Origin of the sequence: Candidatus Foliamicus sp. (assembly GCF_965221325.1) — a bacterium.
Taxonomy (GTDB): Bacteria; Pseudomonadota; Gammaproteobacteria; order Steroidobacterales; family Foliamicaceae; genus Foliamicus.
In genome coordinates this window covers 1,866,205-1,886,274 of the sequence record NZ_OZ244880.1, presented here as the reverse complement: position 1 = coordinate 1,886,274, position 20,070 = coordinate 1,866,205, and the positions used below count along the sequence as shown (strand labels likewise).

The 20,070-nt window shown below is 61.9% G+C and carries 16 protein-coding genes; 5 read left to right on the top strand and 11 right to left on the bottom strand.

The window, feature by feature from the left end:
• The first annotated feature begins 62 nt into the window (after positions 1-62).
• Positions 63-1,424 carry a hypothetical protein gene (locus ACWCOO_RS08130; protein WP_446830492.1) on the top strand — a complete coding sequence of 454 codons (1,362 nt, stop codon included), beginning with the start codon at positions 63-65 and terminating at the stop codon, positions 1,422-1,424.
• Here ACWCOO_RS08130 and ACWCOO_RS08125 read toward each other — a convergent pair.
• From ACWCOO_RS08125 to ACWCOO_RS08110, 4 genes are all read right to left on the bottom strand, one after another.
• Positions 1,332-2,576: a lipopolysaccharide biosynthesis protein gene (locus ACWCOO_RS08125; protein ID WP_446830491.1), complete on the bottom strand. Its 1,245-nt coding sequence runs from the start codon at positions 2,574-2,576 to the stop codon at positions 1,332-1,334. The two genes, ACWCOO_RS08130 and ACWCOO_RS08125, sit on opposite strands and share 93 nt — an antisense overlap.
• The gene (locus ACWCOO_RS08120) at positions 2,573-3,652 is read right to left on the bottom strand and encodes a glycosyltransferase (protein ID WP_446830490.1); all 1,080 of its coding nucleotides are present in this window, start codon (positions 3,650-3,652) and stop codon (positions 2,573-2,575) included. The genes ACWCOO_RS08125 and ACWCOO_RS08120 overlap by 4 nt, the downstream gene beginning before the upstream one ends.
• A gap of 37 nt (positions 3,653-3,689) precedes the next feature.
• The gene (locus ACWCOO_RS08115) at positions 3,690-5,078 is read right to left on the bottom strand and encodes an O-antigen ligase family protein (RefSeq protein ID WP_446830489.1); all 1,389 of its coding nucleotides are present in this window, start codon (positions 5,076-5,078) and stop codon (positions 3,690-3,692) included.
• 61 nt (positions 5,079-5,139) lie between these two features.
• Complete coding sequence (locus tag ACWCOO_RS08110; protein WP_446830488.1) at positions 5,140-5,916, bottom strand: metallophosphoesterase family protein; 777 nt, start codon at positions 5,914-5,916, stop codon at positions 5,140-5,142.
• Between the two features lie 437 nt (positions 5,917-6,353).
• Here ACWCOO_RS08110 and ACWCOO_RS08105 point away from each other — a divergent pair, with 437 nt between their 5' ends.
• Both ACWCOO_RS08105 and galE read left to right on the top strand, forming a co-directional pair.
• Complete coding sequence (locus ACWCOO_RS08105; RefSeq protein WP_446830487.1) at positions 6,354-7,205, top strand: sugar transferase; 852 nt, start codon at positions 6,354-6,356, stop codon at positions 7,203-7,205.
• On the top strand, positions 7,202-8,209 hold the full coding sequence (galE, locus tag ACWCOO_RS08100) for a UDP-glucose 4-epimerase GalE (RefSeq protein ID WP_446830486.1): 1,008 nt from the start codon (positions 7,202-7,204) through the stop codon (positions 8,207-8,209). Before ACWCOO_RS08105 ends, galE begins: the two co-directional genes overlap by 4 nt.
• Positions 8,210-8,251: 42 nt before the next feature.
• Here the strand turns inward: galE and ACWCOO_RS08095 are convergent, their stop codons facing one another.
• Together ACWCOO_RS08095 and ACWCOO_RS08090 are read right to left on the bottom strand one after the other, a co-directional pair.
• Positions 8,252-10,306, bottom strand: a complete 2,055-nt coding sequence (locus tag ACWCOO_RS08095) for a DUF3604 domain-containing protein (RefSeq protein WP_446830485.1) — start codon at positions 10,304-10,306, stop codon at positions 8,252-8,254.
• An 18-nt stretch (positions 10,307-10,324) separates the two neighbouring features.
• The gene (locus ACWCOO_RS08090; protein ID WP_446830484.1) at positions 10,325-10,612 is read right to left on the bottom strand and encodes a HigA family addiction module antitoxin; all 288 of its coding nucleotides are present in this window, start codon (positions 10,610-10,612) and stop codon (positions 10,325-10,327) included.
• Positions 10,613-10,786: 174 nt separating this feature from the next.
• Here ACWCOO_RS08090 and ACWCOO_RS08085 point away from each other — a divergent pair, with 174 nt between their 5' ends.
• Positions 10,787-11,890, top strand: coding sequence for a hypothetical protein (locus ACWCOO_RS08085; RefSeq protein WP_446830483.1), 1,104 nt, complete (start codon positions 10,787-10,789; stop codon positions 11,888-11,890).
• Positions 11,891-11,940: 50 nt separating this feature from the next.
• Here ACWCOO_RS08085 and ACWCOO_RS08080 read toward each other — a convergent pair whose 3' ends face one another.
• The 3 genes from ACWCOO_RS08080 to ACWCOO_RS08070 are packed head-to-tail and all read right to left on the bottom strand — an operon-like array spanning position 11,941 to position 15,936.
• Positions 11,941-13,080, bottom strand: a complete 1,140-nt coding sequence (locus ACWCOO_RS08080; protein WP_446830482.1) for a DNA adenine methylase — start codon at positions 13,078-13,080, stop codon at positions 11,941-11,943.
• Positions 13,077-14,414, bottom strand: coding sequence for a hypothetical protein (locus ACWCOO_RS08075; protein ID WP_446830481.1), 1,338 nt, complete (start codon positions 14,412-14,414; stop codon positions 13,077-13,079). The genes ACWCOO_RS08080 and ACWCOO_RS08075 overlap by 4 nt, the downstream gene beginning before the upstream one ends.
• Positions 14,392-15,936 carry a DGQHR domain-containing protein gene (locus tag ACWCOO_RS08070; protein ID WP_446830480.1) on the bottom strand — a complete coding sequence of 515 codons (1,545 nt, stop codon included), beginning with the start codon at positions 15,934-15,936 and terminating at the stop codon, positions 14,392-14,394. The genes ACWCOO_RS08075 and ACWCOO_RS08070 overlap by 23 nt, the downstream gene beginning before the upstream one ends.
• A 216-nt stretch (positions 15,937-16,152) precedes the next feature.
• Here ACWCOO_RS08070 and ACWCOO_RS08065 point away from each other — a divergent pair, with 216 nt between their 5' ends.
• A complete protein-coding gene (locus ACWCOO_RS08065; RefSeq protein ID WP_446830479.1) occupies positions 16,153-17,541 on the top strand; it encodes a M24 family metallopeptidase in 1,389 nt (462 codons plus the stop codon).
• Here the strand turns inward: ACWCOO_RS08065 and ACWCOO_RS08060 are convergent.
• Positions 17,505-18,722, bottom strand: coding sequence for a multidrug effflux MFS transporter (locus ACWCOO_RS08060; protein WP_446830478.1), 1,218 nt, complete (start codon positions 18,720-18,722; stop codon positions 17,505-17,507). The genes ACWCOO_RS08065 and ACWCOO_RS08060 overlap by 37 nt on opposite strands.
• A gap of 206 nt (positions 18,723-18,928) precedes the next feature.
• Positions 18,929-20,065 carry a Rieske 2Fe-2S domain-containing protein gene (locus ACWCOO_RS08055; protein WP_446830477.1) on the bottom strand — a complete coding sequence of 379 codons (1,137 nt, stop codon included), beginning with the start codon at positions 20,063-20,065 and terminating at the stop codon, positions 18,929-18,931.
• Positions 20,066-20,070 lie beyond the last annotated feature (5 nt).

The window sequence follows — 20,070 nt, the reverse complement described above, 5'->3', positions numbered from 1 at the left end:
CAAGCGCTTCGCTTGCAGCCGCTCGGAGTCTGTTAGATCGTGCACTGAACATTGCCGGCCCGATGATGTCCACCGCTATTTTGCTCACGGCCATACTTGGCTTCTCCGCCTTCTACTTCGTGCGGCAGCGGCATGTTCTGCAGCTTGGCATTTTCTTCAATGTTTGCGCCGCGGCCTACATGGTTTTCGGCATGAGTATCGCCCGGCGGCAGATGGGATCGTACTTCGGCGGCGAGTTGGACCTGATCGCTTGGATGTGTGTGGCGGCCGTGCTCGGGTTCAATCTGGCCTATATGCTCACCAAGCGGCCGCTCGCTACCGGTTCCGGAAGTGTTTCCGGCCATTTGCCAAGTCATGCTGTGCTGCTTGCCGTAGTGGGTGTGGGTTTCGTGGCAGCCGCGGTCGCAGTCCTCCTGATCGGCCCGCTGAACTTCGTGTTCATGGATCGAATCGAGCGATTCGGCAGCCTGCAGGCCAAGACCGAACTGCTCTATATCGCCAACCTCCTCAACGTCGGCCTGCCCTTCGTGCTGCTGCGCCACTTCAAGCTTGGGCAGCGGCGCGACCTGATATTGCTCATCGTGCTGCTCGCCCATTGCGTCCTCTTCAGCTTGTTGACCATATCGCGGTACGACCTGATGATCGTCGTGCTGGCCGGGGCATACTGCCTGGAGAGGTTCGGCAAGATCGGCCCGCTGGCGACCGCATGCTTCCTGGTGGCTGCGATTGCTTCGACGCTGATTTTCAAACCTCTGCTTTATCTCCTTCTGCTCGCAAGAGACTATGCCGTGGCGGTGGATTACGGAGAGTACGTGAACTGGATACGCCACACGCTGCTGCTGATGTCGTCGCCCGAATCGGAACTACCCCATGACGGCTACCGCCTGGCGCTGAGGTCGCTGTTCGTGGTCCGGCCCGAGGAGGATTCCTTGTCCGAATGGCTCATGCAGGAGTTCTTCCCGGATCGGATGATTCTGTCGCCGGGCACCGCCTTCGGATTTACCGGCGTCTGGGAGGGCTACTCGGCGGGCGGATTTATTGGCGTTGCGGCGCACTTCGCATTCTTCGGCGCCGTATTCGGTTGGCTGGAACGCTCGCCGTCCGCTATACGCCATGTGCTCGTGATTTTCGCCATGATTCTTGCCTACCGCCTGTTTCGCTCGGAGGCATACAACTTCGTCAAGACCTATGCGTGGTACTTCGCCTATCCGGTAATCGCCATTGCCTTGGCGGACCGGTTCATGCACTGGGCTTCCGGGGCAGGGTCGGGGTTGGCGGTGGGTGGGTCCGGGCGGTCGCCCGGCGGCCAAATTGGGCGCGGCCGCTTCGCCTCATCGCACCGGCGAGTCGAACACGCCGCGCCGCAGCAGCAGCGCCAGCGTGAGCAGGTTAGCGAATACCTGCGGCAGAGCGAACCCGAGTAGAGCGCCCGCCATGCCGAAGCGCGGAATCGCCAGCAAGTAGATCGCCTGCTGGAGCAGCAGCATCACGCCGCTGGCCTTGAAATGATCGATTGCCCGGCCCGACATGGCCGCAAGGTGGCCCACGGGAACCAGGGTCACATGCACGGCCATCAACACCGCGGCGGTTTGCAGCAATCCGGCCGACTCCGCATACGGTGCGCCGAAGAAGCCCAGAATGATCGGCGCCAGCGAAATCAGCGCTGTGGCGCCGAGCGCGCCAAGGCCGCAGCTAGTCATGCATACGCGCCGGAAGTCGGTCCGCAGCGCCTTTGTGTTGCGGCTGGCGTGATAGCGGGCGAAGCGGGGCGCTGCCAGAGCATTGACGGCGTGATCAACGAAGGAAATTCCTCCGGCGAGCCGCGTGCATACGACATAGATCGCCACCGCCTCCACATCCAGCCAGAAAGCTAGCCATAATGCGTCGGACCACCGGATCAGCACATGGCAGATGGAAACGGCTGCAAAAGGCGCGACATTTCGCAGTTGGATGCGGGACGACGGGGGCGAGCGCGGGTCGGGTGAAACTGCTCTACTGAAGATCAGGCGTTCCGACATCAAGAAGAAACCTGCGAACAGCAGAGTGGGGCCGACCGCGAAACAGACCGCGACCAGGAGCAGGGAGTCGCTGCCGGTCTGGCGCATCAGAATCGCGCACAGGCACATCACTGTTTGCCAGCCGCCCATTTCAAGTAGCAAGGCGGCTGCGGGTCGACTTGCGGCCTTCAGCAGACCCGCGAGCACGAAACCCATGGCCAGGAACGGCACCCCCGCCAGGAACACACGAAACGCTGCCGCGTAGGCAGACCCGGTTTCGATTGGAGCCCCCCCGCCAACAGCCCAGAAGACGGCGCCCGCCAGCCCCGCGAACGCCAGGCAGCGCACGGTGATCGGTCGGGCGCCTTGCGGGTGCGTCGCGGCAGTGCGCAGCAAGTAGGCGTCAAGGCCGCACTTGGCGACAGTGGCGGCAATCACCGCCACTGAAACGGTAGCTGCGAATCGCCCCATGTCCGCCACCGCCAGCACGTCCGCCAGTAGCAGGCTGTAACCAACGCTGGCCGCGCCGCAAAAACAGCGCACCAGAAAAGTTCTTGACAGCGCGGCTGGTCCGGTCAATGCGCGAGCTTGTAGATGCGTGCCAATTCCGCCGCGAAGCGCGCTTCGGAGAACCGTTCCCTGGCCGCCTTAAGTGCGTTTCCGGCGATCTTGCGGCGCCCGGCCTGATCCAGCGTGAGCAACACTTCGGTGGCGGCCCGCGAATCGTCGAACAAGAACCCCGTTTGTCCGTGATGCACTATCGGCTCGCTCCACTCGGCGCGCCGACACACCACGGGAACCTCAAGGAACATTGCTTCCAGCACGGAAACCGGCATACCCTCCCAGCCGCTCGTGGAGAGATAGACACAGCCCGAGGCCACTTGCCGAAGCGCGTCGCTGCGAGACATCCAGCCAGTAACGGTTACCCCGGCATCCTCCAGGATGCGCCGCTGACGCGCGTCCCCGTCGCCAATCCAGAGAAATTCGATTTCCGGGCGTTGCTTGCACACCGCTCTGCAAATACTGGCGAATAGGGCCGGATCCTTGAGGTCCGCGATGCGCGCACAGGTAACTACCCTCTGCACACGATTACTGCGGGCGCCGCCCTTCTCGACTCGCGCATCCAGCCCATCCTCGATTGCGTTTTCCAGCAGCCGCACAGGAGCCCCAATTTCCCGCGCGATGACCGCGCGTTCCGGTTCCGTGCAGGCGATATACACCGCCGGGCAGACACGCTGCGCAAATCTCTCCAGCCCTCGGTACAGGGCGCGTTCCAAAGCAGAAAAACTGCGATGCATCAACGATATGCAATGCGGGCTGTGGAACGCGCGCCCCCGCAAGCGTCGCCCCGCCAGCAACCTGCCCAGAAATCCGGCCCGCGAGCCGTGTGAATGCAGTACGTCCGGCCGCCATCGACGCAGCAGCCGTGCGTAGCGCCAACACCAAACGGGAAGAAAAAGCGGCAGTGGCCGCATCTTCAGATGCACCAGCCGTACCTGCTCGTGCACCCTGTCGCGCAGCCGGGCCGGCGCCCCGGGCCGGCGCGAGTACGCGAGCAACACATCGTGGCCCATCTTGCGCTGGACTTCCACCATCAAAAGCACCATTTCCAATGCGCCGGTTGCGCCGGATTCGATGAGGTGACATATTCTCATGGACTTGGGCTGCCTGGCGTCGATTCAAGCTAGCCGGTCAGCCTGCATCAGGCCTAGAATTCCGCATGACACTCGCGGATCCGGCCGTGAGGCGGCCACGGGCTTGAGCCACTGCCGCGCCGAAAAGCAGCGAGAAGGTGGCGGCTATCGCCGGTAACTGCAGGCTGAAGTCCAGGAACGAATGAGCACCTACTAGTGCGCAGCCTGCTGCGCCGACGGCGGGAAGTTCTGCGTCGCGCCGCCGCGCCAGAACGCCTCGCGCGCAGCCGATGGCCAACGCCGCCATCGCAGCGAGTATGAGCAAGGCTGCGGGGATGCCGAGCTCGACCGCCAGCTCCAGGTAGTCGTTGTGAGCCCTTGTGACGCCCGGCCGGATTCCCTCGGTGCGAAGGCTGCGGTAAATCGATGCGTAGGTGCCTAGTCCCGTTCCCAGTAGAGGTTTTTCTCTTATGGCCTGGATCGTGAGGGTATAGATCTCCGCGCGCGCCGCCCAGTCTGAGTCCGCCTCTCCGAAATGCCGCGCCAAGCCTCCTCCGGCCAACAGGAGCAGCGCCGCACCCGCCATCGCGGTCACCAATGTTCGCATTGCCAGCGCTCGAGCACGCTGAGGGCGCTGCAAGGCGAGCAGCCATGTGAAAACCAGCAGCGCGAGAACGGTTGCTGCTACACCGCCGCGAGAAAGACTGAGCAGCAGCGCGCTGGCGAGCACCAGCCAGCCAGCCAGCAAGAGAGTGTTGCGCGGGATGAATTCGGTTAGCAGAACGTAGAGGCGCGTGCGCAATCCGTCCAGGTAGGCCGTGCTGCGCGCGAAGCGGTGTCTGATTACCGCCGTTGCGCACAATAGGCCGATACCGCAATAGGTCGCCCATGAGTTGGGATTCACGAATGTAGCTGTCACCTGCCCGGGGAACCGCGAATTGTCGAACCAAGGGATACGCCCAGCGTCCGAAAGCGTCATTATCAGGCCGAACGAGGCGTAGCAGGATGCGCAGACCGCCAGGGCGCGCAGGATGCGCCAGGCGCGGCGGGGGTCGCTGCCATACTGAAAAGCCAGCCAAAATACGCCGGAATTCGCCGCCATGCGGAGTATGCTCTCGCGGCCCGCTGCGGGGTCCAGCGAGATGGTTCCGCGGTAGGGGGTACCCAACGCTTCGGCGGATGTAAGCCATATGGGGTGATGCCAAGTCTCCGGCATGAAGCCGGCGGTTTGCAGCAAGGCCCAAGCCATCGCCATCGCCATCGCCAGCGTTGCCCATAGCAGGAATGGCGGCGGTGTGGTGACAGCAAGCAGTCCTCGCAGGGCCAAGGCACCCCAGGCGGCAAGCAGCACGCCGCAAACGACGGCGCCGGCTGTCCATGCCCATGTGGCGTAGGCCCCGAGCGGAAGTGGCGCGAGCAGCACCAGCGCCATCAGCGCCCGAAACACCACTACTCCACGTCCAGCGTGGGCCGGTACCGAAGGCGCCCGCCGTGCGGTGCTCAATGGCTCAAGAGAAAAGGAACCGCTGCGCCGCCCCCTGCAGCACCAGGCAGGTCAAGCGCCCGGTGGCGTAGGCGCCGGTATCGATGCCGATTCGGTTGCGTGTCACAACGGGCTCGGGGCTGAACGAGTGTCCGTGAACAATGATCTTGCCGTGGTCTTCGCCGGCTTTCAGGAACTCTTCGGAGCCCCATAGCAAGTCCTGCTCTTGCTGCTCTTCAAACGCAGTGCCCGGACGAATGCCGCCATGTGCAAAAGCATAATCGCCCTCGACATGCTTGGTAGCAAGACCGCTGAGGAAGCTACGATGCGTGTCGGGCAGCGCCTCGCAAAACGCACTGCGCACAGATTCCAGCCAAGCCGCGCTGCGCGGCTGCGGCGGCATCTTGATGCCATAGCTGAGCAGGGTGGCGTTTCCGCCTGCGTCCAGCCAGGCGTCCCTGTTGCCGGCATCGGCGAGGAAGTCCAGCAAGAGGGCCTCATGGTTGCCCTTCAGGAAAACAATTTCGAAGCCTGGCGCGGGATCCTCAAGCAGGAAATCGACCACCTGGCGCGATTGCAGGCCGCGGTCAACATAGTCGCCAAGAAAGATCAGCACACGGCGATTCTCGGTTGCCGTTCGGGCGTCTCGGCGGACTTCCGCCATCAACCGAGTTAGTGGGTCAAGCCGGCCGTGGAGGTCTCCTATCGCGTAAACCCGGGTCCCGCGTGGCGCCTTGGGTACTTTGCGCGATTTGCGCGATGTTTTAACAGAGACATCTCCGGTCCTACATCGCTGCTTCATCGAGGTTTCCGGCTGCATCTGCACGACATGGCTGCTCCCACGCATCGCCGTCATCTGCCAAGGAGGTCAGGCGTCAAGAACCCTGCCAATTTGGCGGGCCGGTCCGAGTGTCTGTCTTGCCTTGCGGCCACCGGAATTTTTCGCGGCGTCTCACCTGCATCACTCGCATAGAATAACGGCTCTCGTGTTTGAGCGCCATCCACATCCGATGCTTCAGCGCTGCGGTGGCAAGACCCGTGGCGGCGAGCTCGCTCCCGAAGTCACGCGCGGCCGGGCCGGCTTCGCGAATGTGTCGCGGGCGAGCGGCATTCGGTCAATGTGCGATTTTGCGTCGCGCGACCGTGCCTGACCAAGAGCGGCGGGCGCGTGCTGGAGACCGCGCAGCCGCTACGCATCCGCAATCTCCGCGGCGTTCTTCGCCCGATTGGGAGAGTGTCTTGCGCGGCGTTCGCATCGCAGGCGAGGAAAACGCCGCCGGTCTTTCGCGCCTTGATAGGCAGCCGCTTTCCGCCCCTGCGCGCAACTGCGAAAGCGGGCTGGGTACGGATAGTGCTCAGCCCCGAATGGGCGTGACCGCCGAACAGTGTTTCCGCCCACTTTACAAACGCCCTTTCGATCTTACCGTCATCTTTCTTGCCGCAATCTTGCTTGCGCCCGTCTGGCTGCTGGTGTGCCTCGCGATTCCGTTAGCAATCTGGCTGGAAGACCGGGGGCCTGTCATCTATCGTCAGACGCGGCTCGGTCAAGGCGGGCGTTCCTTCGAAATGTTCAAGTTTCGCACCATGGTGGTGAAATCCGAGGATGCCACTGGCGCGGTGTTTTCCTCCAAAGACGATCCGCGGGTAACCCGGGTCGGAAGAATCTTGCGGGATTTCAACCTGGACGAAATCCCGCAAATCGTGAATATCATCAAGGGCGAAATGAGCCTGGTTGGCCCGCGGCCGGAGCGCCCGGAATTGGCGCGCCTGTTCGGCCAATATATACCCGAGCTTGATCTGCGCCTGCGCGTTCAGCCGGGCATCGCGGGGCTGGCCCAAGCGCGCGGCGGCTACCACGCCACGCCGATACAAAAGTATCGCTACGACAATCTGTACATCGCGAAGTTGTCGCCTGTTCTGGACATGAAGCTATTGGTGTGGTGCTTTCTTGTTGCGATCAAGGTCTGCAGCGGGCGAACCCCGAGGGTGCCGCTGCCGGCGGATAAACGCCGCCGGCTTCCGCCGAATCGCGCCGCGGAGAATTCCCGGTTGCACCTTGCTGTTCGCTCGGCGGAAACCGGCCGCCGGTGAGAGTGCTGATTACAGGCGGCGCAGGGTTCATCGGAAGTCATACCGCCCTGGAGTTGATCGCCGCCCGCCACGAGCCGGTTCTGCTCGATAATCTTTGCAACGCATCGGCTGGCGTGTTGACGGCGCTCGCCGAATTGTCCGATAAGGACGTGCCGTTCGTTGAGGGCGACATTCGCGACCGGCACTTGCTCGACGGCGTGTTTGGCGACGGCGGCTTCGAAGCAGTCATTCATCTGGCGGGACTCAAGGCGGTGGGCGAGTCTGTGGAACAGCCACTGCGCTACTACGAAAGCAATGTGTCAGGCTCTGTCCGTCTTCTCGAACTGATGACGCGCCACGGCGTGAAGTCGCTGGTGTTCAGTTCGACCGCGTCGCTGTACGCAGGCGCTTCGGAGCCGCTACGAGAAGACTCGCCGATTGCGCCGCTCAGTCCTTACGCGCGCAGCAAGCGCATGGTGGAAGAAATACTGCAAGACTTGCGCGCCTCGGACCCTGGCTGGCGCATATCGATCTTGCGCTACTTCAACGCCAGTGGCGCGCATCCGAGCGGCCTGTTGGGAGAGAGTCCTCGCGGGACCCCAAAAAATCTGCTGCCCAGCATTGCCCAGGTTGCCGCGGGCCGCGCGAGGCTGCTCGAAATATACGGCAGCGATTACCCAACGTCCGATGGAACCTGCATAAGGGATTACGTGCATGTGACGGATGTGGCGCGCGCGCACGTCAAGGCGCTTGAGGCGCTTGCGAACAGCTCGCGTTTGCTGCTGCACAATCTCGGCACGGGGCGCGGACACAGCACTTTGGAAGTGGTGCGCGCTTTTGAGCACGCCAGCGGCCGCCAGGTGCCGTATAGCCTGGTTGCGCGCCGCCCGGGCGACAGGCCCTTTGTGTGCGCCGACTCAAGCCGTGCCCAGGAGGAACTCGGCTGGACCGCTACGCAGGGGCTGGACCAGATTTGCGAGGATGCCTGGCGCTGGAATCGCTCGCATCCGGACGGTTTTGGCTAGTGAGTGGGAGCGCAAGACGCCCCCCGGCCAAGCGTGGGTCGGCTACTGGGGTAGGTACCAGATAGGGGAAGTCCAGGCCATTTCCTGAATGGTCTTGGGAGCCTTGTTGTCGCAGATGTCCGGACGCTCCGAGGGGGGCAGGGCGACGCATTGCGCCCAGCTCCAGCGTAGCGTGGGCACCTCGACTGCGCGCAGGTAGTAGTAGGACGCTTCGGCCGGATCGAATTGCGGATCTTCGAACACGGTGCACAAGGATGCCGAGCCCGTGCCGCTCCAGGTTCCGGTTTGCAGGTCCACTTCGCCTTCGCTGTTTTCCTGTCCCGCCACATCGAAAACCTGGTAGCGGGCCTGGCCGTCCGTATCGATCCAGCCCTTGATGACCTGCAGCTTCTGTAACTGCGCGGCGTCGGGGTCCTGGACGGCGCTGACCAGCAGTTTCGGCCCGGCGCCGGCGGGAGCGCCGCTCAGGTCGCTGCCCATGGGCACACCCTGGGCATAGCCGAGCGCCGCGCTATCGTTGGTTTCGCAGGCGCTCTCGGCGAAATCCCAGCCCGCGAACAGGCGGGGCCTGATGCGCGTTCCCGTGGTGCCGAACACTTCCTTGCGGCGCAGCGCCTCGAATATGGCGTCGCGCGAGTTTTCCACCGCCCACACGCCGGCCAGGCCGCCCGGATTGGCATTCAGCCCGAACGGCGAGCTCCCGCGGTCGGAAAGTCGGGTTTCGAAGTCGGTTTCCGGCGCCAGGTGCCCCGGCCAGTCATGCTCGTGCGTGTCGCCGGCTGTGGAAATGTGCCCGTCGGTGGAGGCGATCACGCCCATCTTGTAGGAATTCACGCCGATCACGGCCTCGTCCTGCAAGCCGGTCAGGAGAACGCTGCGGAAAAAATCGTTTCTGGAAACGCAGCCGGCACGAACAAAGCCGCGCACCCCGGACTCCCCCTCTTCGCAAAAGCGCACTGTGGGCGGTTCGCCGGTGAACGCCGCCGCTTCCTGACTGGCGCTGCGCACCTGCTCCTGCTCGCATAGTTCGTCTTCGGCGCCGAGAATATCCGGCAGCCCGTTGAAGCACTCGGAATTGCCCTTGTGCTGGAACACCTCCATGACCGGTTCCATGGCATTGCGCAGTTCGGCTATCGCGCGCGCCGTGTCTTTCGATTCGAAGCCGGAGACATAGGATGGAAACATGGCGCCGGAACTCAAATTCGAGTTATGCGGGATCGCCAGCACATCGCATCCTTCCACGCCCTCCAGGCATTGCGCAGTCAATTGCTCCCACAAATCGACATCCGTGGGCGATTCGATATAGGAAATCGCGTATTCGGGCACCCGGTCATTGCGGAATATGACGTTACGGTGGTAGTTGTTGCTGTTGGGCGTGCCTGTGTATTCGTAACCCACGAAAGTGGTGAAGCGGCAGGCCGAAGTTCGGTCGTAGGCCTCTTCGGCCATGTCCTGCGTGCTCCGCCACAGCGAAACGGAGGCCTCGACGCAGCCCGAACCGTCTTCACCGCAGATTTCGGGCACGCGTTCCGGATTTTCGCTGATCACGATGCGAATGAAGGGCGAAAGCCCGCGGCCGCCTTGCCCGCGCAGGAACTTGCAGGAATCGACGTGGTACACCTCGCTTTCTTCGTCGAGACAAAGCGTCATTTCGCCGAAGAACTCGGAATGATCGGTAACCGCCGCAAAGTCCAGCGGTTGCTTGAGTTTCTGCGTCATCAGCACGCTACCGTCCTCGGCGTAGGGCGGGATCGGAATAGCTTCGCCCCTGGCGAATCGATAGGCGTCGGCCGGCGTGGTTCTTGTGCCGAGCGGGCGTGCGTCGTACGAGTAGGCCGTATGAATGTGCAGGTCGCCGAAGTAGGCATTGCGGTGGGCGTTGCGGTCGGCGCAGACCTCCCTGTCTTCGGTGTAGGTCACCAGGCTTGCGGCGGCGCCTGCAGCAATTGCTTCGCGCCCCGCGGGCATGGAATCGGCGCGCATGGCCTGCTCCGCACATCCGCAAGCCACCACCGCGAGAACCGACAACACGAGCGGTTTGCACGGCGCCAGCCTTCCCCGGATACGCCCACCAAACCGCAGTTCCTGTCTCGCCATAGCGCAGCGGCTTGTCGGTTAACCGGCGGCCACCAGTGGTTCGATGTGATCCAGATCGCTGCTGGCGCGGGCGCGATCGAGGTCGTACATCTTCTGCAGGTTGAGCCAGTATTCCGGCGTCATACCCAGCGCTCGTCCGATACGAAGAGCAGTGTCCGCTGTAATGGACCGGCGTCCATGCACGATTTCGTTGATCCGTCGGGGTGGCGCAGCGATGGTTTTTGCCAGGCGGTATTGGCTAACGCCGAGTTCCTCAAGAATCTCGGCCAAGTGCTCACCCGGATGAATGCTGTCTAGACTGGTCATCCGCGCTCTCCGCTGAATGTCCGGCGGGAGCCGGCGCTCGTGTATGCCATCGAAAAGCCGTTGGGCGCTTCTGTCCCTGAATCGCCGCACACTCGCATATTAACGGATCGGGATAATAGCCCGCAAGGGGTGCCAGCAAGAAGGCGTTTTGGTGTTGGGGCTATACTTGGTGGCGTGAAAATACCGACCCGGCATGCGATGGCGGTGCTTGCTGTGCTGGCACTGGCTGTTGCGGGTTGCGGCGGTGGCGAGTCCGAGGATTCCGGCCCGGCCGGTGCGGCGGACGATCAGCGCGACGTGGTGGTTTCCGACTTCGAGCGCGCTGTTCAGGAAGCACAACTGCTGCGCGATGATATTTCCGCTGCGCGCAACGACATTCGGGCCGCCCGCGAATTCGCAAGCGCCGAGGCTGAGCGTGCCGCCAGCGAAACGGCGAAGCTGCGCGGGGAAATCGCGGCGCTGCGGCTTGAGATGCAGGAGTTGGGCGCCGGCGCCAGTTCCCGGATGGACGAGACGGCGCAGGAGACCGAGAGCCTGCGCGGAGAAATCGAGGCGATTCGGAGCGAGTTGAACGCACTGCGCCAGGCTGGGGAAGAAACGGCAAGTCTTTCGCCGGACGAAATCTCCGGAAACTTCGGGTACGTGCAGGCCTATCCCGAAGCCGTCTTGATCGAGGCTCCGGCGCAACAAAGGCGCGCCCCCTACCGGAGCACGATCTACTCGCCGCGCGCAGTGATCCACACGCCGTACTACGTGCAACCACCGCTAGCAGCGCGCCCCAGGCTGGTCCGCGGCGGCGGCCGCGTGGCTGATCGCGCGAAGCCGCGCGCCTCAAGAGGGTCGGAAGGCGCTGACGGGAAGCGGCGCTCTCGGAGAACGGCGGAGACCCCTTCCGAGCAACACTACACGCCGACAGCCCCGGTTGTCGCCACACAGTCGCCCGCTCCAATTACGCCAGGTAGCGCAGAGCCCACAGTGCGCGCACCCAGCGCATTCCGGTCGCGCCCTCCGTCTCCTGCGGTACGCTCGTCATCGCCTCCGGCGCGTTCTTCGTCTCCCCAGGTGCGTTCCACGCCTCCGGTTGTGCGCTCTCCGTCTCCCGCAGTGCGCTCCGCGCCCCCCGTAGTGCGCTCTCCGTCGCCGGTCGTGCGCTCCACGCCCCCGGTTGTGCGCTCTCCGACGCCCGTTGTGCGGTCTACGCCCCCAACCGCACCTCCCTCGTCACCGAGGCCCACTATCCCGCACAAGACGACCCATACGCCGAAGCCTGAACGCTAGCCCACCAGCGTTGGTGCCTCGCGGTGTGCCGATTCGCCTCTGGTCTGCCCTTACGTTCTGAGCACCAGTATCAGTTCCTTTGCCTCTTTCCTGGCATCTCGAATCTTCGTGTTTCCGCCCAGTGTGCTGAACCTCGCCTTAACGGTTCGCCGTGACACCTCAAAAAATTGCTTCGCCGTTTCCTCGATCCACTCACCCGACATCCCGTTGCTGCAGTTGCCCAAGGGGAACGTCACCACTACCTTGCAGCCACGGTTCGACAAACACTCCAGTAATTCCTTTATCGCTGCCGAGGAATCCCCGCTCCGACTGTAGAGCGATTGAGGTCGCTCCTCCCGTGAGGGATACCTACCAACCCCATCAACTTCGCCGCACCACCCCCTGGCGACCGTTTCTAGTACGTGGTAGAAGCGGCTGTACTGAACCGCCGAATAAGGCGGATCCACGAAAACAACATCGGTTTGCCGTAGGCGACTAGCAATCTCGTTTGCGTCTCCGACCAACGTAGTGCCACATTGCCTTGCGCAAAGGGGCGCGATTCCTCTCAGCCCGACTGCCGCTTCACGGAACGCGTCCCGTGACCAAGCCTGCCGCAGGTGCTTGGATCCGGACCGAGTCGACTTAAAGGGCTGAGCAGTGTGCCCCGGCGCCGCGGCACACTTGCTGGCCGCCACAATCGTCGCGGCCAAGCACACGCCTCGCAGCTCCTTGTCTTCCGGTAGTTTGTCCAACATGGCATCAAGGGACAATGCTTGAATCGGACTGAAGTAGTGACCACCATATCGGCTGAACATGAGCAATTTCTCGTTCGCATTTTCCCTCTCGCACAAGTCCTGAGCTTGGCGATGCCACCTGGCATCGTTCTCCCACGTCTGGTGGAACATTGACGCCTCGCTCCATGCTACGTACTCCCGGCGGCGTTTCTCGGCATCCTTCAGCCAACCGTTTTGTAGCGCGACGAAATCGATTGGCTGGGTGCGGTTAAGCACGGCCCCCGCCAAAGCAACTGCAAACTCCTGCAAATCGCAAGCCAGAACCTTCTTGCCCAGCTCAATGGCCGCGAACCAGGAAACCGCGGCACTCCCACAAAACAAGTCTACGACTCTCTTGCTCTTCCTCGACTCCGCCCTGATCACCTCGCCAAGCCCGTTTCGAAGCAAGGATCGCTTGGAGCCCATGTACTTGATCATGTCATGCCCCAGAGGAATGCTCGTTCGGAGGAAGATAGCATCCATCCGGTCTCTCCTGTGGCCGTCCAAAATCCCCAGTGGGAAGCCTCTTTGTCAGGAGATCTCCGCCATTCCTCAGCAACTCGCAGCGCAGTTTCGACATCGCTCCAGAGCTCTAGGAAAGATTCCGGTGCCGCTCCCAGGCTCCATAGTCGGCGACGAACGGCATCTCCATTCCACCAGAACTTGAGTTCTCGCTCGAAGTCGGAGCCAGAAGCTTTCAATAGATCCGAAACCGACCCCGTTGCGAGGCGCAGGAGAAGCGTTGCCCGCGCCAAGACCTGCCTTGAGTGGCTCTTATGGTCCGCTTGGACACGGCCATTCGCATCAACCAGCAGTGACGAAGGCACTCTAGACATTTCGAACGTCAGGAATTTCTGGAATTCCTTCCAAGTAGCTGCTGTGTCCATTGCGTTCAGCATCCTTTCCACTCTCCGCTTGAACTTGCCCATGTTGTCCGGCGGCTTGAGACCATCGCCTTTGAGTTCGAACAATAGGACCAGTACCCGCCTGAGTAGATGTCGATCCATGACTGGGAAGCCGCCGCTTCCACCTGGATCGCATAATGTCCACAGTTCATCGACTGCGAAGATGGTCTGCTCGACATCAGCTGGTGGAGATCCGCTTACGATAGCCGGTCGATAGCTCGCCTGGTTTCTCGCTTTGCGGTCCGACTTGAGGCGCTCGAGATCTAGGCCCCACTGCTCAAGCCAACTGTGTGTGATGAATTGCGCAGATCCACCGAACTGTCCAATCCACTGCGCGAGAGGGATGCCGTCAGGGCGAATGATGCCCATCAAGCGTTCCGCGCTTTCATTTGTCCTTGACCAGGCATTCAGAACATCCCAGACTACCTCGTGAGTTGGCTTCCCTTTTCCGAAACCCTCGCATGACCCGTTCGATCGCACAACTGCGTGGTGCCGGTCGAATATTCCGATACCTTCGCAGGCCAATAGGGACATAGCCGCTCTCAATTCAGCGTAGTAGCCGAGGTGCCGTGCGGATCCCGGGTCGCCTGCCAACTCAGCTTCAATGGCGCGACCGAGGAAGCTCCATCCATCGAAACAATGTCCAATCGTCGATGCACCGATGTAGTCGGTCAGTTGCGAGTCCTTGAAAGTCCCTTCTGCACTCCTGATTCGTTCCGAGGTATCCCTTCTACAGTAATTTTGTTCGCCCAGCCACCGGTCGTTCGCCCAGTGTTTCCGGAGTCTGCTGAACGTTTGAACAACACGTTCCCTGGCTGCGACACTCAGTGCTTCCTCAATGGCTTTATCCGTCGGCATACTGGTCATATCCAAGCACTCGGGACGCTTCTTGTGCGCCGTTTGATACGTGCTTCGATTTCGATTCCTTCAGGTGCATGAGCACACTTCGCCGCAGTTCGTTGTAACCACCGCTTCCGCGAAACGATGCCTTCAAGGTCCTTTGTTCGTCTGTCAAGCCCGGACATCCGGAAGCCCGCCAGTCGTACTTCGCTAGCTCTTGCGCAAGTGCGCCAATAAAACGACCCAAGCGTTCGTTTTCCGCGAACACTTTGATGGTTTCATGCATGGTTCTGTGGCTCGACTGCTGAAGTCCGCCCATAGGGATCACATCGTCTAATCCGAGTTCGTCCGCTGCCTGATAGCAGAGGTCATTCGTTACTTGCAGCAAGGTTCGAATCCCTTGGTCCTGGTTCAGCAGATTGTGCTGCCCGAAGAACGCCGGGTCCCCCGCTTCGGTGGCCAAGCGCGTACGTAATTCAACAGCCCAATCCTCTTTCGTCTCGGCAATCGCATCCCGTAGTGCGTTTCCGATAAAGATCAAGAAAGCCCCTTGTACGTCGAGATTCCAGGGCAATACGGTCTTGTGAACACCCACCTTGGACCCGAATAGTCCACCAATCCGGACCCCGCGTCCTTCCCAACTCTTTACAAACGACGCCATGATGCTGCGCACCCATGCCGATTGCGTCGCCATCAGACCCTTCGCTCCTCTCGACCCCAGCATGTTGATCCGGTGGTGCCAGGGACTATCCTGCGAGGACCATAGTCGGTCCACCAGTTCTTGGGCACGTGTTTCCCTATAGATCGAGTGGCCTTCGAATTTCTCAAGCCACTTCTCAGTTCGCAAAAGCGGATAAAGGTCGAATGCCAAACTGGCGTTGATCTTCTTCGGCTTGATGTTCACGGTGTAGAAGAGATATGCCTGCCAACTGAGATCCAGGCCGACAAATGCGACCACAGGCAATTCGAAACTTCCCTCTTGTGGTTCATCCGTGAATGCGGCAAGCCGGTGCTGCCCGTCAATGATTTCTATCGGCGGAGTTTCGGCCGGAGACCAAGTTTGCCGCGAAAGCCCAGGGGGAAGAGTGAGCATTGCCGCCCCGCTTTGGGCATCCTTGACTTGGATCAGATCGTCTTCATCCACATATTGTTCGCGCCTTGTGTCTGCGCGGGTAAGTATGTTCACTATCACCGCCGTCGGCAGCCATCCGGGTTGTCGTAAATCCCGGTAGTCTTTAGACTTCCGCTTTGCCGCACTTAGGTCCGACCACGGGTACCCAAACTTCACGAATCGGCCAATCTCTCTTGCGCGTTCTTGGTCTAACTCGCGCTGGATACCCTTGTCTTGCGCACTTGTTTCACGCTTCGTTGTCCTCCGGTAAACGCCTGAGAGCCTGCGTAGGTCGTGTGCTGGCAAGCTGAAAACGTAGAACCATTTGGGGGGCTCGCTCCGGTTCTCCGCCTCTTCCCATTCGATCTCATCCCATGCGGGGAGCCATTGACTAACCCTGATGGCGCTGACCGTCTTCCTGTCTGAGGCATTCGTCACCAACTCTTCTCCCCCCAACCTATGGCCTCAAGTGGGCCAAATGCGAAGCATAGCCCAAGGCTCGATGCGATACAGCGGCGAAATTGTGTTTGATCATGCGCATTACGAAGCAATGCTGTCAGGTACCCCCCGACACCGATTCCTCCCGGCTGTACAAAGCGCCTTCCACCGCATGGGCGTATCATCGGGACGGCACAGCAGCAGGGGATCAGCGACATGACCACGAGAATCACGCGGCGCGCGGCCATTGGCGGTCTCGCCGCGGCCCCGGCGCTGGCAGCGCCCGACGTAGCGAAAGCGGCGGGCAAGCCGGCCTGGCACACTCCGCCCAAGCCGGAGCTCGAGGGCCTTGCGCTGATCAACAAGGAACGCGCCTATGCCGTGATGGAGCAGTTCGGCCTTGCCGGGCTGGTCGCGCTTGACCCCATCAACGTCTATTACATGACCAATGTGCGCACTATCGGTGAGCGCTTCATCACCGAGTATCCGGGTTTCGCCACCATGGCGCCGGACCCGGATATGCCCATATACCTCGTGGCGGGATCATCCGCGGCCTGGGACATCGCCAACCGCGACCGCGAAACCGCCGAACTCATGCCGTACGGATACGGCGGCTGGAATGCGGCGTCTTTCAATGCCGACGGCTTGCCGGAAGAGCCGTCGGGCGGCGTGACCCGCCATTACCACTTTCGCGATGATGTCGAGCTCACGCCCAGGGAGCAGCGCTGGAAAGCGGCCTCCGACAGCTTTCGCGACGACATCGCGGCCAGTGCTGCCTGGGGCCTGGCCCGCGCCCTGAAAGCCCAGGGCGTCACCAGAGGCCGTGTTGCGGTGGACGATATGCGCATCGCCCGCTTCCTCGCCCAGGTGGACCTGCCCGACGTGGAATGCGTGGACGGCTACGGCGTATTTCAGCTCATCCGCATGGTCAAGACGCCGCAGGAATTGGCCTATCAGAAACTCGGCAGTTGGAACAACGGCGAAGCCTGCATGGCCACGATCAAGGCACTGGAACCGGGTATGCGGCACACCGATGTGGAGCAGATCTTCCTTGCCGAGTGCGCGCTGCGCGGCAATCGCGTCAACAACGTGATTGCCGGTATGCCGGGCGGCGATTTTCCGGACGACGGCTTGCTGGTGGCCGGCAAACCCTACCTGATCGACTGCGTGAGCAACTACAACGGCTACATGGGCGATATCGCGCGCACCTTCATCTTCGGCGAACCGACCAGGGAATTGGAAAAGCGCCGCCGCGCCAACCAGCTCGCCAGAGAGGCCGTGTTCGATGCGATTCGGCCAGGCGTCAAGTACTCTGCCTTGCGCCGCATCGGCCTCGATACCATGATCAAGGCCGGCATGCCGGAGCATGCGGTGTTCGTGACGCCGCATTCGGTGGGGCTGCAACACGACGACAATCCTTCACGGCTGCCTAACCTCGGCGTTTCTTCCTTCGATCATGTCCTTGAGGAGAACATGACGCTCACTGTGGATCTGCCGTACCTCGAAGTCGGCTGGGGTTCCGGCCACAACGAGGACCTGTTCCGCGTCACGAAGAGCGGCTACGAGCCCTACAACACCGAGCGCGACCCCTTCCTGTCGCTCTGAGCGCCGGCCCATTTCATCGTGGCCATGGCGGCCGCCGAAAACAGCGCGAATGAGGCCGCCAGGCTGTACAAGGAGCCATCGAAGCTGAGCGCGACGGCCGCGCCCAGGGGCACCGACACCAACGTGGCCAGCGAAGCCACCACGGTTGCTCCGACTCCGGCCATTTCTCCCATCGGCTGCATCGCGAGCGCGTTGAGATTGCCGAACAGCGGGCCCAGGCACACGAACACGAAGAGCTGGAAGACCATGAACAGCCAGAACGGCGGCAGACCCGAATAGGGGAAGGTCAAGCCCCAGAACGCCAGCGAGGCCGAAGTGCTGAGCAGGATCGCGGCCATTGAAAGCCGGCGCATGCCGTATTTCATCACCAGGCGACCGTTCACCAGCGACGCCACGCCGATCACCAGCGCCAGTGCTCCGAAATAAACGGGGAACATCGCCCCCGTGCGATAGGCTTCCTGGAAGATCTGCTGCGAGGCGCTCAGATAGGCCAGAAACGGCGTGAATACGAACCCGCTGGCGATGGTGTAGCCCATTGCGGCCCGCATCCTCAGAACCTGCAACACTGCACTGCCCATGGCCCGCATCGAGAGCGGGCGGCGGCTGGCAGCCGGCAACGTTTCCGGTTGGCGTAGCGTGAACCAGGCGAAGGCGATCGCGGCCACGATAAAGAACGACGCGAAAATCATGCGCCAATCGCCCAGCCACATGATGGCCTGTCCGAGCGCCGGCGCCACTGCCGGAACCAGCACGAACACAGCCATCGTGAACGACATGAGCCGCGCCATCTGACGTCCCTCGTATTGATCGCGCACCAGCGCAACGCTCACGATCCGGGGGCTGGCCACGCCGATGCCCTGCAGTATGCGCCCGGCGATCATCAACTCGAAGCTCTGCGCGTAGATGCTCATCAGGCATCCGGCCATGAACAGCGCCAGCCCCAGGTGAATCGCCGGTTTGCGGCCGATTCGGTCGGACAGGGGGCCGAAAAGAATCTGCCCCAGGCTCAGACCCAGGAACAGGGAAGTAATCACGAACTGCGCATCGTTGCGGCGCGCCACTCCCAGGTCCTCGCCGATGGCCGGCAGCGCCGGCAGCATGGCGTCGATCGACAGCGCCACCAGCGAAATCAACAGCGCTACCAGCGGCACGAATTCGCCCGTGCGAAGTGCGGGCTTCACGGAGGGTCGGTTCATGGTTTCATGCGGGCAGGAAGTTGCAAAAACCCGCGCCTGCCAGCCCTAGGCGATGTCGGTTCATGGTCTCTTGCGGCCTGGGTTTGAGCGCAGCGCTTCGGCGCGCCGAAGGCGCTCGTGTTGCGCTCGCGATAACGCAATCTCAGGCTGGCGATAGCGCCTGCGGGTTCCGGAGCAGGGCCCGTGCGGCCCTAGTCCTGGCGCTCGAAAGTAGTGGGCGCCGGAGGGTGCACCCAGTTCTTGGGGTCTTTTCTGCGCGCCGGCGAGGGGATCGAGAAGTTCCGGTAGCGCCCTTCGTCCGCCCACTTGTCGAAGTCTATTTCCCAGCCTTGCTTGATCTTGTCCAGCAAGTCCTTGCGGAATGCCGATTCGAGCTGGTCGGACTCGACCACGAGTTGATGCGTCATGGAACGGGCCACGAACTTCGGCTCGGCATTGGCGACCGCCGCCAGGTCTTCCTTGAAAGCCTGCCGTATGCCGTCGCGCCGTGCTTCGTCGTTCTCCTCGTCCAGCAGGAAATTACGCGCTTGGTGGGCATAGACGCGCGTATTGTAGGGATCGACCGGGGTGCGCGCGGAAATCGTCACCTGCCGAATATTGCCCTGCCGCGTGATGTCGATGCGGTGCGATATTCCGGCCATGTAGTAGTCGGTCGAGGCCACGGTATTGCCCCGTTTCTCGGACACCAGCTTGGCGATATCGGCGCTGATCTGGCTGCGCTTGGGCGGCACGCGCTCGCGGGTTGCGTTGTAGCCCATGAAGTCGTTTTTCTTCAGCGGCACGATCTGCACTTCCGGCGCACTGCGCCGCCCGAAACTGGCGTGAACGAAGGCCGGATGGGCGCTGTCCAGCGAATTTTCGTGACCGCGCGCCCAGTTGACCGGTGCGTCGAACTGCATCGACACCACGCGCCAGTTCTCCTTGTCGTGAAACTCGGGAAATTCGCTGGCCGGAATCGGCGGACGGTCTTTCTCCGCCAGGTCGCCGAGAAACACCCATACCCAATCGAAATGTTCTTCCACCGGATACGAGTCCACCCGCGCGCGCTTGGGGATAGTGGCCTGCTTGCCCAGCGCCGGGATCTCCACGCACTGGCCCTCGGGATTGAACTTCCAGCCGTGATAACCGCAGGCAATGCAGCCGGCGTCGTCCAGTCTGCCCAGCCCCAGGGAACCGCCGCGGTGGCAACAGGCGTTGGCCAGGCATACCGGCTTGTTGTCGGGCGTGCGGTAGAGCACGAAGTTCTGTCCCAACATGCGCGAGATCAGGGGCTTCTCCTGGCTCAGTTCGTCGCACTTGGCGGCAACGTACCAGTTGTTCATCAGCATGCTCG

Bases quoted from the DNA above. Each gene is read 5' to 3' on its own strand.
- ACWCOO_RS08130 (WP_446830492.1), top strand. From the start codon at position 63: ATGATGTCCACCGCTATTTTGCTCACGGCCATACTTGGCTTCTCCGCC.
- ACWCOO_RS08120 (WP_446830490.1), bottom strand. From the start codon at position 3,652: ATGAGAATATGTCACCTCATCGAATCCGGCGCAACCGGCGCATTGGAA.
- ACWCOO_RS08110 (WP_446830488.1), bottom strand. From the start codon at position 5,916: ATGAAGCAGCGATGTAGGACCGGAGATGTCTCTGTTAAAACATCGCGC.
- ACWCOO_RS08095 (WP_446830485.1), bottom strand. From the start codon at position 10,306: ATGGCGAGACAGGAACTGCGGTTTGGTGGGCGTATCCGGGGAAGGCTG.
- ACWCOO_RS08090 (WP_446830484.1), bottom strand. From the start codon at position 10,612: ATGACCAGTCTAGACAGCATTCATCCGGGTGAGCACTTGGCCGAGATT.
- ACWCOO_RS08080 (WP_446830482.1), bottom strand. From the start codon at position 13,080: ATGATCAAGTACATGGGCTCCAAGCGATCCTTGCTTCGAAACGGGCTT.
- ACWCOO_RS08075 (WP_446830481.1), bottom strand. From the start codon at position 14,414: ATGACCAGTATGCCGACGGATAAAGCCATTGAGGAAGCACTGAGTGTC.
- ACWCOO_RS08065 (WP_446830479.1), top strand. From the start codon at position 16,153: ATGACCACGAGAATCACGCGGCGCGCGGCCATTGGCGGTCTCGCCGCG.
- ACWCOO_RS08055 (WP_446830477.1), bottom strand. From the start codon at position 20,065: ATGCTGATGAACAACTGGTACGTTGCCGCCAAGTGCGACGAACTGAGC.